The sequence below is a fragment of the Methanohalophilus halophilus genome (genome assembly GCF_001889405.1).
Classification (GTDB): domain Archaea; phylum Halobacteriota; class Methanosarcinia; order Methanosarcinales; family Methanosarcinaceae; genus Methanohalophilus; species Methanohalophilus halophilus.
In genome coordinates this window covers 851952-864789 of sequence record NZ_CP017921.1, presented here as the reverse complement: position 1 = coordinate 864789, position 12838 = coordinate 851952, and the positions used below count along the sequence as shown (strand labels likewise).

At 46.7% G+C, this 12838-nt stretch carries 14 protein-coding genes; 9 read left to right on the top strand and 5 right to left on the bottom strand.

All coding sequences use genetic code 11. The features are described 5' to 3' along the window. Positions 1-102 precede the first annotated feature (102 nt). Complete coding sequence (gene lysS, locus BHR79_RS04260) at positions 103-1686, top strand: lysine--tRNA ligase (RefSeq protein ID WP_072561216.1); 1584 nt, start codon at positions 103-105, stop codon at positions 1684-1686. Between the two features lies 1 nt (position 1687). After that, complete coding sequence (locus tag BHR79_RS04255; RefSeq protein ID WP_072561215.1) at positions 1688-2338, top strand: class I SAM-dependent methyltransferase; 651 nt, start codon at positions 1688-1690, stop codon at positions 2336-2338. Here the strand turns inward: BHR79_RS04255 and BHR79_RS04250 are convergent. The 5 genes from BHR79_RS04250 to hisF all read right to left on the bottom strand — a co-directional run bounded on the left by BHR79_RS04250 (position 2297) and on the right by hisF (position 6637). Continuing rightward, positions 2297-2545 (bottom strand): pro-sigmaK processing inhibitor BofA family protein, encoded by a 249-nt coding sequence (locus BHR79_RS04250; protein ID WP_072561214.1) that lies wholly within the window; start codon positions 2543-2545, stop codon positions 2297-2299. The genes BHR79_RS04255 and BHR79_RS04250 overlap by 42 nt on opposite strands. Before the next feature lie 77 nt (positions 2546-2622). After that, positions 2623-3063, bottom strand: a complete 441-nt coding sequence (locus BHR79_RS04245) for a nucleoside 2-deoxyribosyltransferase (RefSeq protein WP_072561213.1) — start codon at positions 3061-3063, stop codon at positions 2623-2625. Then, the gene (locus BHR79_RS04240) at positions 3060-5456 is read right to left on the bottom strand and encodes a DUF3656 domain-containing U32 family peptidase (RefSeq protein WP_072561212.1); all 2397 of its coding nucleotides are present in this window, start codon (positions 5454-5456) and stop codon (positions 3060-3062) included. The genes BHR79_RS04245 and BHR79_RS04240 overlap by 4 nt, the downstream gene beginning before the upstream one ends. Positions 5457-5517: 61 nt before the next feature. Further along, positions 5518-5805 carry a MazG nucleotide pyrophosphohydrolase domain-containing protein gene (locus BHR79_RS04235; protein ID WP_072561211.1) on the bottom strand — a complete coding sequence of 96 codons (288 nt, stop codon included), beginning with the start codon at positions 5803-5805 and terminating at the stop codon, positions 5518-5520. Between the two features lie 10 nt (positions 5806-5815). Continuing rightward, complete coding sequence (gene hisF / locus BHR79_RS04230) at positions 5816-6637, bottom strand: imidazole glycerol phosphate synthase subunit HisF (RefSeq protein WP_072561210.1); 822 nt, start codon at positions 6635-6637, stop codon at positions 5816-5818. Positions 6638-6758: 121 nt separating this feature from the next. Between hisF and BHR79_RS04225 the strand changes: the two genes are divergently transcribed. From BHR79_RS04225 to BHR79_RS04195, 7 genes are all read left to right on the top strand, one after another. Further along, positions 6759-7037: a hypothetical protein gene (locus BHR79_RS04225; RefSeq protein WP_143743587.1), complete on the top strand. Its 279-nt coding sequence runs from the start codon at positions 6759-6761 to the stop codon at positions 7035-7037. Positions 7038-7189: 152 nt separating this feature from the next. Further along, a complete protein-coding gene (locus tag BHR79_RS04220; protein WP_072561208.1) occupies positions 7190-8182 on the top strand; it encodes a DUF4198 domain-containing protein in 993 nt (330 codons plus the stop codon). Positions 8183-8285: 103 nt separating this feature from the next. Continuing rightward, entirely contained in the window at positions 8286-8912 is a 627-nt protein-coding gene (gene cbiM / locus BHR79_RS04215; protein ID WP_072561207.1) for a cobalt transporter CbiM, read from the top strand. Further along, entirely contained in the window at positions 8909-9376 is a 468-nt protein-coding gene (locus tag BHR79_RS04210) for a carboxypeptidase-like regulatory domain-containing protein (protein ID WP_072561206.1), read from the top strand. Before cbiM ends, BHR79_RS04210 begins: the two co-directional genes overlap by 4 nt. A gap of 12 nt (positions 9377-9388) precedes the next feature. Next, a complete protein-coding gene (gene cbiQ / locus BHR79_RS04205; RefSeq protein ID WP_072561205.1) occupies positions 9389-10150 on the top strand; it encodes a cobalt ECF transporter T component CbiQ in 762 nt (253 codons plus the stop codon). After that, the gene (locus BHR79_RS04200; protein ID WP_072561204.1) at positions 10151-11074 is read left to right on the top strand and encodes an energy-coupling factor ABC transporter ATP-binding protein; all 924 of its coding nucleotides are present in this window, start codon (positions 10151-10153) and stop codon (positions 11072-11074) included. Positions 11075-11111: 37 nt separating this feature from the next. Then, on the top strand, positions 11112-12833 hold the full coding sequence (locus tag BHR79_RS04195) for a COG1361 family protein (protein WP_072561203.1): 1722 nt from the start codon (positions 11112-11114) through the stop codon (positions 12831-12833). Positions 12834-12838 lie beyond the last annotated feature (5 nt).

The window sequence follows — 12838 nt, the reverse complement described above, 5'->3', positions numbered from 1 at the left end:
TAAATAAATTTCGATGCCTACAGATATTGACTTAAAACATGACACCTTTAGAAAGGCATATAATCATAGAAATTTTGAATAAAATCATTATCGGTGAACATAATGGCAGAAATTACACACTGGGCAGATGTTGTTGCTGAAGAAACCCTTGAAAAGGGAAATACACACCTCGTTGCAACCGGTATCACCCCCTCCGGCCACATCCATGTCGGGAACATGCGGGAGGTTGTGACGGCCGATGCCGCATATCGTGCATTACTGGACAAGGATGCAAACGCAGAACTGATCTACATTGCAGACACCTACGACCCTCTGAGAAAGGTCTATCCGTTTTTGGATGAAAGTTATGAGGAACATGTGGGCAAACCCCTCTCCGAGATTCCCTGTCCCTGTGGTAAATGCAAGAATTATGCAGATCATTTCCTGCAACCTTTCCTGGATTCCCTGCACCGGCTGGGAATCAAGCCTGAAGTCTACCTGGCAGATGAACTGTACAAATCCGGCAGGTATAACGAGGCCATTAAAACTGCCCTGAAAAAGAGAGATGAGATTGCAGCCATCCTGAAAGAGGTTTCCGGAAAGGAGCCTACTGATGACTGGAATCCCTTCAACCCCATCTGCATGGAGTGCGGAAAGATCAATACCACAAAGGTTACTGGTTTCGATGAAAGGGAAGAAACAGTGGATTATACCTGTTCCTGCGGCCACAGTGGCACTGTACCCATGCAGGGCGGCGGGAAACTTACCTGGCGTGTGGACTGGCCTGCCCGCTGGCAGATCCTCGGTGTGAGCGTGGAACCTTTCGGTAAGGATCACGCCTCCAGGGGTGGCTCCTATGACACGGGCAAACGTATCGCCAGGGAAATATTTGGCTGCGAACCCCCACACCCTATTGTCTATGAATGGATCATGCTGGGCAAGGAAGGGGCGATGTCCTCATCCACTGGCGTGGTTGTATCCATTGCAGATATGCTCAAAGTTGTACCCCCAGAAGTTCTTAGGTATCTGATCATCCGGACAAAACCTGAAAAACACATCCGTTTTGACCCTGCACAACCCCTTCTCACTCTTGTGGACCAATATGAAAAACTTCACCACACCGACACAAGTTCCGAATATGACAGGCGTGTAAAGGAACTTTCTCATGCAAGCAGCCTGTGCCATACGGAAATCCCATTCAAGCATATGACAACCATTCATCAGGTAGCTCACGGGGATTTCGACAGGATATTGAAAATCGTGGAACGGGCAGGTTACGATACCGAAAATACGGAATGCATAAAGCAGCTCGCCGATAATGTGGGCAACTGGCTTGATATGTATGCCCCTCCCTTCGCAAAATTCAGCGTCCAGGAGAAACTGCCCGAGCTTGCAGCCACCCTTTCCGACAAACAACGAGCATTCCTGACAACCCTTGCCGATGCACTTGAAGAAAGCGCAGAACTTGACGGTTCTGATTATCACAACCTTGTCTATTCCGCAAAGGAAGAGGACGGCAGGCTGCACAAGGAGATGGAGAAAGTACTGGGAGACGAATTCAAAATCAGCCCGAAGGATTTGTTCAAAGCGCTCTACATCTCCCTGCTGGGCCAGGCTTCCGGGCCAAAAGCCGGATGGTTCCTGTCCTCACTGGAAAAGGAATTCCTGATCCGACGATTCAGGGAAGCCGCAGATTACAGGCCCTGATATGGCCTGCGAACATTTCAGCGCCTGGGACGAGGAATACCGTCATGTCCGGTGGGCGGGACCCCTCGATATATCCTCCCTGCAGGAGGAACTTGAGGGAGGGGAACTTATACTGGATGCCGGCTGCGGCCACGGCAGGTATGCCATACCCCTCTCACGTGAATATACAACCATGGGCTGTGATGTCTCCCAGCGTGGCCTTTTGAGATTACAGGAAAAGGCAGAATTGCCGTTATGCAGGGCAAGCATTACAGACCTTCCTTTCCCTGAGGACTCTTTTGATGTGGTACTGTGTCAGGGAGTACTCCAGCACCTGTTTGAGGCGGAAAGAAAACAGGCTGCAGACCAGATGACGAATGTACTGAAACCGGAAGGGAAACTTATCTTCGAGGCTTTTGGCAGGGAGGACATGCGCTATGGGGGGGCTGCCGTGGAGCAGCATACATTCCGGCGCAAAAATGGAATTATCTACCACTATTTCACCATGGAAGAATTAGAGGGTCTTTTTGATAAACTGGATATCAGTAAAAAAGAAAACAGACTGAAAAAAAAGATATTCAGAGGCGAAGAATACATCCGCCATTCGATTTTCCTTGTAGCCCGCAAACCTTCAGAAGAAGATGCCAAGATGGTTGAGCAGGATAACCAGTAAGGCTCCGATTGGTCCGCCAATAGCACATGTCAGGATTACCACGGCCGAGTAAGCTATGCCCAACCCAAAAATGACATTTGCTCCCACTATAATAGCAAGGCCTAGAATGGTGTTTACTATGAGCCCTTTTACGGTCTTGAGCACCTTATATATCAGAAGGGCTACAATGAGCGCTACAAGAACGAGAATTATTTCTGATCCTACCATACACTAAAATATGCAGCATAATTATATATTTGTTTCCAATGCAGGGGCTTGCCTTTCATCCATACTGACCTGAAAGGTCATTCCACCTGCGCATCTTCACCGCTTACAAAGTCCAAAAAAGACGGGATGAGGGCTTCGAGATCTTTGTCTTCACTGTAAGCATCCAAAAGAATCAGGTGATTGGTGTTTCCCAGCAGCATTGCAGAGACCGTTGAACCTTCACGGTAGACACATTGCACCGGAATACCAAGGTTCAGGGCAGAGCATACCTCATAGCCAACACCTGTGGAGGCAAGAGAGACCTCTGCAACCATGCAGTCACAGCCATCAAGCAAGTGCATGTCCCTTTCAAAAATTTCGGCTTCAGACATGCCTGTTTCATTTTCTTCAACATGTGGGTCAGCCACATGCAGACTGGCCACATCGTGCCCCTGATTTTCTACAATCTGTACCATTTGCTGATAAACCGGGAGGTTTTGCCTGCCTCCCCTGATAGAACCTGACAGGAATACTTTCATAGTACACCCCGATAGAAGTGACCAGTGGTATATTTTTTGCCTGCACGCATTTTCCTTGTATCCGCCCTGCCGTCCAGAACCTGCCTGTAAAGGCCAACCAGACTGCCGATATCACCCGGCGACTCCCAGCGGGCTTCGATACGTATAGCAGAAACCCCTGTAGCGATCACATCCCCGAGGTAATCAAGCATGCTCAATCCCCGGGAGTTAAGCAGGTGCATCCGGCAGTGTTCATCCATTTTCAAAGGGAAGGAATAACCTTTCCTGTCAACAAGTGCACTTTCCACCTTGCGACAGGAATCCGAACATCCTGCAGCGTCCGAAAGGGGGCAATATTCTGAGACCATTACCTCGAAGTTGCCTTCTACGATGCATTCCAGACCGCTGCAACTGTCAGCGACCTGACCAAGCTCATCCAGTGTCAGTTCCGGAGATGTCGTGACCCTTCGGGCTCCGAGGTTTTTCAGGACGGTACAGGAATGGTGGTTGAAAATATTCAGCGGGACGTCGATAACAAAAGGAATTTCCTTTTCCGATGCCAGCCCGATCATCCCCATGTTGGCCACAAGCAGCCCACTGCATTCCCGTGCCTCTTCCAGCAGCCAGAAAAGGTCTTTCATTTCCCCGTTTTTAATGATTCGCGGGGTGGATAGATAAAGGGATGTTTGCCCACTCTGGCATTGCTTTTTAACTGTAGTAATTTCATCAACCGAAGGCATGTGCAATCCTGCGAAATAGATCACATCTGCACCTGCAGCCACAGCAGCCTCCGCATCTTCAACCGAGGATACAGCCACACAGAGCAACGGGTTTGTATTGGACTCAGCACTACTATCCAACGGCTCAAGGGGAGGTTTGCTGCATTCCCGGTGATATTGTTCGGTTCGTTTTTTGTGTAGAAGGTCCACAGCATCGTTGCGCAGCTCATTCAGCACCCCAACAGGAACGAAAATCCCGTCATCCATTTTTACATATATAGAGGAGGGATCAAAAGCCGTATTTCCCAGCTTTGCCAATTGTTTATGCAACTGTTTTTCAGAGGCTGCTTTTCCTTTGGCCCCCTCGACCACATAGTCAGAATGAAGGGAGACGGTATTGCAATCCCTATCCTCCACTGACAGTGTTAGAGGATGACCCCACCGCGCCTTCAGCTGCATGCTGATCGGAATTTTACGCTGTGGTGCAGCAGAGGTATAGGTCTGTTGCAACTTTTTTTTCTGGCGGCTGTCCAGAGTACGGTAAAGGATATCCCCTTCCTGCAGGCATCCGGAGAAAGAAATCTCTATCGTATCCCCGGCCGATGCGCTCTTTTCCTGTCTGCCTGCCCGATAGATCACACCTATCTTCTCACCATCACCTGATCCCGAAACAACCCCGTCACCTACATTAATGTCTTCTTCAAGGGAAACTACAGCACGATCCATGTACCTGCCAATTCCCACAATTGTCCCAATGGGGATGCCCCGGTTACCCGGTGAGACGGTACCCATCATGTCCCGGGTACCTCCTTCAAGATAGGCTGAAGTGAAACCCCGGTTAAAGAGCTGTTCAAGATAACGTATCTCTGATTCGGCCACATGGAAATTTGTGGGGTCTGCAAAATAACGATCAATGAACCTGCGATAGAGGGAGACCACACCCGCCACGTATTCGGGTTTTTTCATCCTGCCCTCTATCTTGAAAGAATCCACACCCGCTGCTACCAGCTCCGGAATCAAACGGGCTGCACACAGGTCATTGGGACTTAGCAGGTAGCCTGCTGTAACAATTTCATCATCACAACTAAGCGAATACTGCCTGCGGCAGGGCTGGGCGCAGTAGCCTCTGTTGCCACTTCTTCCCCCTATCATGCTACTCATAAGACACTGTCCGGAATACGAGATACAGAGGGCTCCGTGCACGAAGACCTCAAGTTCCATATTTGTGTTATCATTCATTGAAGCAATCTCTTCCAGACTCATCTCGCGGGAGAGGACCACACGTTTTACCCCGTATCGTTCCAGCAATTTCACTGACTCAGTGTTATGTACTGTCATCTGGGTACTGGCATGAACGGGCATTTGCGGGAGATGGCTACGGCAGGCGGCAAGCAAGCCGATATCCTGTATGATGACAGCATCCACTCCCCTATTGCATAATTCAGTCAAAAGATCCATGGCCTGCGAAAACTCACTGTCCTTTATCAGGGTATTTACGGTCACATAGACCCTGACCCCGTAAAGATGGGCATAATCAATCGCTTCCCCGAGATTGACATCCGGGAAATTATCTGCATAACCCCGTGCACTGAAGGCCGAACCCCCGAGATAGACCGCATCGGCCCCGTTCTGGACCGCAGCCACCAGGGAATCATAGTCACCTGCAGGAGCAAGAAGTTCCGGTTTTTTGTTCATTGTCTGGTGTGCATATGAACGGGCGTTATATAAATGCTGCCGGGAAAATTACAAAAAAACATTAATCCGTGCAGATACACGGATTCCTTCCACAGGTGGGACAACTCTGTGGATATTTCTCGCTGAATGCCTCCTCCAGGTCTATCCCATAGAGGTTTGCCAGCGCTCCGATCCAGGCAAAACAATCGGCAAGTTCTTCCCGGATGTTCTCCCGATCATCCCGGCGAATGGCCTCTGCAAGCTCTCCAATCTCTTCCACCAGCCAGAGGGTAGTCGCTGTTTTACCCCGTCTTTTGTCGTTTTCCAGATAAAGGTCACGCATCAGTTGCTGGAATGCTGCTATCTCCATTACTGCCACCTCAGGGTCGTACAGGCACGTTGTTCTTACGCAGGTGTTTTTTCACATCGTCAACCGTATATTCCCCGAAATGGAAAATACTGGCAGCCAGTCCTGCATCAGCTTTGCCTTCTACAAATCCTTCCTGCATGTGTTCAGGGCCACCTACCCCGCCTGATGCAATGATCGGGATTTCCAGTTCCTCGGAAAGCTTGCGGGTTATCGGCAGGTCAAAGCCGTCATAGGTACCGTCACGGTCCATACTGGTCAGCAGGATCTCACCCGCACCCAGCTCTTCCACCTTCTTTGCCCACTGTACAGTATCGACACCGGTACGTTTGCGTCCGCCATAGATGACAACTTCATACCATACCCGGCTTCCGTCCTCAAGTTCGATGATGGTCTTATCCGGATTGTTCTCAACATCTGTATTGCGCTTACAATCAATAGCAACAACAATACACTGGGAGCCAAATATGTCCGCACCTTCCCGCACAAGTTGAGGGTTTTTGACCGCTGCGGTGTTGATGGAAACCTTATCAGCACCCGCACGCAGGATCTCACGAATACGCTCTACCGAACCAATTCCTCCTCCCACTGTCAGGGGAATGAAAACCTCATTGGCTGTGCGCTGTATTACATCGATCATGGTATCCCTGCCTTCATGGGATGCCGTAATATCCAGGAAAACCAGTTCGTCAGCTCCCTGTTCATTATAGCGTTTTGCCAGTTCCACCGGATCTCCGGCTTTCCTGAGGTCAAGGAATTCCACACCCTTGACTACGGTCCCGCCGGCTTCATCCAGAGTTACGTCAAGACATGGGATGATTCTTTTTGTGAGCATGCAAATGACAATGAAGTATTATTGTATTAAATATTGTTGTAGAGATGCAGAACCTACTTCGTAAATTACATATATGTTCAATAAATACATTCTATTGTTGACTAAAAACGGGAGTGGTTGTATGATGTATAGCAGGCGTGCATATGCCTCACCCGTGAGACATATGCTACATGACATGCCGCATGATTCATTTGTCAGTGCACACGTAGTGCTGCAGGACAAAAGAGAATGCGACATACCCCAGATCACCGATTGCAGGGAAACTTCCGATGGTAAATGGATTGTGTTTGCCCAGCATATCGAGGATCGGGAAAAGGCAACATTCCTTAAGAAGAGGGATGTGCAAAGTTTCTATGTTTTCTATGTCCATAGCCCGCATGCCGTCGGGGCATGTGCTTAATTTTTTTTATTCAACATATGAAAAATGTATTGTGGAACCATTGATTTAATCGTAGTAGTACATCATATATGCAACATAATCACAAAATAATAAATATTAGTAACACTTATTGCTTTTTCTGCATATAATAATCACACATAAGGAGTAGGAAAATGAGAAAAATAATCACAACACTATTACTGGCTATTATGCTGGCAGCCACGATTGGAACGGCCAGTGCCCATTTCACCATGGTATTCCCATCAGACGACGACAATATGTGGGACGTTGCACCCGAAGATTATATTGCAGAACTCGGAGAGGAAAAAACCATCTATATCATGTGGGGACATCCTTATGAACACATATCTTTTGATGTTAGCTCGATACCCGAAGTGACCATCACAAAACCTGACGGGACAACAGAAACCCTCACAGTGGAGGAGACTACCGTGGAAGGAATGGATGAGGAAGGCAATGATGGCACTTTTGTTGCCTACAAGACATCATTCACCGTGGACCAGCTGGGAGACACTGTTATCGCAGTTAAATATGAAGACGGTGAGGAAGAACTCATTGATTACACCAAAGCCGTGATCCACTGCGGAGAAGAGATGTGGTTGGGCTGGGATAGTGAAGTAGGACAGGAAACGGAAATCGTGCCCTACATGAGACCCTATGGCATGGAAGAAGGATTTGTGTTTGCAGGCCAGGCCCTCCACAACGATGAACCGCTGGTAGGTGCAGATGTGGAAATTGAGATCTATCACGACCTTGAAGAAGGTAAAGAGGTTGTGGAAGAAGCAGAGGAAATGTATCCCTATGACGCCCCGATGGTCTTTACAAGACTCACGAAATCCAATGCACAGGGAGATTTCTCTTATACCCTTGACGAACCCGGCATCTGGTTTGTGGGTGCTACCATGGAACCTGAAGCCGGCAAAGCAACACGTGGAGTGTTCATCATACCGGTGATCAAGGAATTCCCCGCAGAAGATGCAAATGGTGACTATGCAGAACTCCAGCAGGAAGTGGATGAAGCAAAACAACTTGCACAAGAAGCAAAGGAATCTACGGAATCCACCACTGAAAGTGCTCCCGGCTTTGAAGGAATACTGGCTATTGCCGCTATCCTTGGAGCAATCTTCCTCGTCAGAAGAAAATAATCACGGGGAATAATTCCCCAATCTTTTTTTATATCAAATCATACTTCATAAGGCTACCATAACACTAAATGTTTACATTCATTTGTTTCATAAGAGGAATCCAATGGTACATATTACAGATGGTGTGCTTTCCCCGACAGTAATTGCAGCAGGCTGGGCAGCTACTGCAATATTGCTTGCCCTGACACTCTGGTGGAGTAAAAGGAGAGAAGACCCACTGGAACAGATACCGAAAATATCCATATTGACAGCTGCTTTTTTTGTTGCTTCCCTGATACACATATCCCTGGGACCCACATCTGTACACCTGATCCTCAACGGTTTACTCGGGGTCCTGCTGGGCACCCTTGCCTACCCTGCAATCTTTGTGGGCCTTATACTACAGGCATTCCTGTTCCAGCACGGAGGAATTACGGTGATCGGGGTGAACACATTGAATGTGGGAATACCGGCCTTGATTGTAGCATTCATATTCAAGAAGGGATATTCGGTGGGTATCAATCCATCTGTTCTGGGAATTATCTGCGGCGGAATTGCGACCCTGCTAACAGCCCTTCTGATGGCCCTTGTACTTATCACAACAGGCGAGGAATTCACCGAAGTAGCTTATGCGGCTATTGCAGCCCATGTCCCAATTATGATAGTCGAAGCCCTTGTGACAGGCTCTGTAGTAGGATTTTTGCTGAAGGTTAAACCTGAAATGTTACCTGAAAGGAGGTCACAAAAATGAATAAACGGATAATAAATCTACTGATGCTGGCCCTCATTCTTGCAATGCTTACAACTCCAGCAGTTTCTGGACATCGTGTTTATCTCATGCACCAGGTAAACGAGGTAGAGGTAAAGGCCTGGTATGGTGGCGGCGACCCCATAGCCAACGCCGATATTACGATCTATGCCATAAAAGACGGTGAAGAGGAGATTTACATTGAAGATGTAACCGATGAAGATGGCATGTACTATTTCTCCCCGAAACTCGGAGTGGATGAATACCGTATAATTGTCTCCCAGATGGGACATCAGGATGAAATTGAAATCGACCTCAAGGGTGAGGGAAAATCTGCGGAAGAAAACAATTCCACAGATGACACGGAATTACCCCTCACAGCCAACATTGTAGCAGGAATCGGATACATTATGGGATTTGCCGGAATCGGATTGTATGCACGTGCCCGTAAAATGCAGAAGGAATAAGGTGTAACTTTAATGGAATATCCCCATATTGACCGTTATGCAGAGATGGATTCACCTATCCACTCCCTGGACCACAGGATGAAAATGGTGGCCTTTTTTATCCTTATATTTTCATTTGTCTTCCTGCCCCAGTTAAGCCTTGCTCTAATAGCCCTCTTTGCCAGCCTGATGACATTGGTCATCTCCGGGTTACCTAAAATGTTTGTTTTGCACAGGGTCAAATGGGCAGTACTAATTCTATTACCCCTTTTTTTCATATTGCCATTTACAGTGGAAGGCAGAGGAATATTTGGAACCGGCTATTTCACTATTTCATATGAAGGGGTCTATCTTGCAAGCCTCATAATGCTACGGGCAATTGCAGCTGTTACACTGGTGGTCATTATGCTTGCAACCGCAAGTTTTGATACCACCATCAAGGCCCTTTATTCCCTGAAGGTACCCTCCACTATAGTACAGATGCTTATGTTCACATACCGCTATATTTTTGTGATAACTGATGAGTTCCAGCGGATGTGGAAGGCCATAAGATCAAAGGGTTTTCGTCCGGCAACAGGTAAATATGCTCTTTCTATAACAGGAAACCTTATCGGAATGCTCCTTGTCAAAAGTTATGACCGGGCTGAAAGGGTATACCAGGCAATGATTGCAAAAGGATATACGGGCAAACCATGCACTATCGTGGAATTTCATATGAAAGGAAAAGATTATCTGGCAGGTATCACCATTATAGCGGTTGCGATCCTGTTACATACCTACCACCTGGTGTTCTGAATGAATGAAGCAATAAGTGTCCGTAATTTAAATTATGCATATCCCGATGGGACACTCGCATTAAAAGATATAGAACTACATGTCAAAAAGGGAGAAAAAATCGGTATATTGGGCCCCAACGGGGCGGGTAAGACCACCCTTTTCATGCATTTAAACGGGATTATCAAGAATCCCGATGGTGAGGTCAGCATATTCAACCAGGATATTTCCAGCCTCAAGACCGAGGAAAGGATACACAGAGTAGGAGTCGTATTTCAGGACCCGGATGACCAGCTGTTCATGCCAACAATCTTTGATGATGTGGCGTTTGGGCCCATCAACATGGAACTGAATAAAGAAGAGGTACAGAAGAGGGTATCTTCTGCACTGAAAACAGTGGGCCTTTCTGGATTTGAGGAAAGGGTACCCCATAACCTCAGTTATGGCCAGAAAAAGAGGGCTGCAATTGCTGCTGTCCTTTCAATGGGACCGGAAATCCTGATCCTTGACGAGCCCACTGCAAATCTTGACCCCAGAAGCAAAGCGGAACTGATCAAACTCGTAAATCGCCTCAACAGTGAGGGGATTACAACCATAATTGCAAGCCATGAAGTAAATACTCTTCCGGAACTTGTTGACCGGATATATATCATAAATCGGGAAATTATTGCTGAAGGTACACCCCGCGAAATATTTTCAGACTGGCAATTACTCAGGGATAACAACCTGGAGGCACCGGATGTATTCAAACTCTTCCAGGTACTCACATGTTTTGGATATGATTGTGAGAAATTGCCCTTAAGTATCAACGAAGCAGTTGACGAATTAACAAAAACGATAGAAGGTGGCAAAGGACATGTCCACCTGCACATTCATGAACATACCCACAGGGATGTAAACGAATGCCTCAACAATTATAACCACCATGAAGACCGTGGGATATAACAACTTTTATAGACAATGCAACATATATGTGGAGAAGATGCCTTCAAGGTGTATTCCCGCAATATTAATCCTGTTACTACTATGCAATCCTGTTTTTGCATATGACCACCAGCATGAGGACATATGGGTCAATCAGGGTTCCTATTCTCTGAAGGAAGGGGAAAGGGCATTCATTGATAGTTATACCATAAAACCCTACAATATTGAGAATGGAAACGCAGAATTAGTTCTCTATCTCAATGATAACTATGTTGGGCATTTCCGTGTTGATGACAGCGCCAACAATGAATATGTCCATGGAAACACATTAAGGGTTAATGTCACAGAAATAAACAAGGGCCAAGTTACTTTTGATGCTGCATTCCATGAGTTTGAGAAAGTATGGATACTGAGAGAAAGTTACAGGCTTGGTGCAGGAAACAATGTATCCTATGAAAATACAGATGTGAAACTGCAAGCAATCGATGAAGCTACAAAGACCGCATATCTTGACATAAAGCATAATAACAAAAATCAAGAGCAGGGATTCAAACGCGGGGATGTCCTGAAATACAACAGGGAAATTATGCTCAGGGCATCCTATGTCGATAGTACATCAGCAGTGGTTGAGGTATACACCCCCGGTGAAGCCTCTGTTCAACTAAACCTCACAGGCATCAGGGAGACATACAGATGCAACAATCAGATCCATGCAACAGCATCCATCCAGAACACAGGAGAGCTGACCCTGCGGGGAATTTCCCTTGAAACAGAAACTCCTGTTGGAGATATAGGAATCCAGAAAAATGTTCCTCAAACCCTCAAGCCCGGCAAAAACTCCACCACTGACCTGATTATTCGAATAGCCGAACAACCCCGTAAGATAGATACCGAAATTACACTTAACCTAAAAGGTTTTGATTATCTGGGCAACGAGTATGATGATTCCGCAAAAGCCACAGTTACCATTCTTCCCTTCATATCCATCAACAAGGAAATAATGGAAAAAAACATAAACACTACTTCCAACTTGTCGGTAAACCTCACAATCCATAATTATGCTTCTTCAAAAACGATTGTCCATCTTCAGGACGACCTCCCTTCCTCTTTCCTGCTAATGGATAAGCCCAATCCAAAATGGGATTTGGTTATTCCTTCTAACAGCAGTGACACAATCAATTATACCGCTATGCCCACAGAAGCAGGAAGATATGAAATCAAACCCGCAACTGCCAGTTTTGAATATAAGGGCAATTCATATGAAGTGGTCTCTGATGGAAACTTCCCGGTAGTAGTCGAAGGTACTAAACTGGAAATAGACAGGAAACTAAACAAGACTACTCCTAAAATCGGGGAACATGTCAGAATATCCCTGACAGCATCCAACATAGGAACCATAACCTCGAATGTGGAGGTCGTGGAAAGCGTTCCTGATGAGGTGGATGTTATTGGAGGGGAGCTATCCTGGGCTGGCAAACTGAAACCCCTGGAAGAAAAAACCATTGAATACACCATCAAGACACCTGACGTCCCTGCAGTTCATTTACCTGCGACTGTGCTTGAATATGAAAGTGACGATGGGACTGCCGGCCAGGAAAAAACCGATACTTATACAATAAATATACAGGATGACAATGCAGACGGCCATACGAAAGATTCAAACCACCCGACCAGAGATAACATGGGAGCAAAAACGCTCATTGGCATCTATGCTGTACTGCTCATGGTGATTGTAACCGGCCCCCTGATCGCATACTTATATATAAATAAAAAACGTTGATTGAA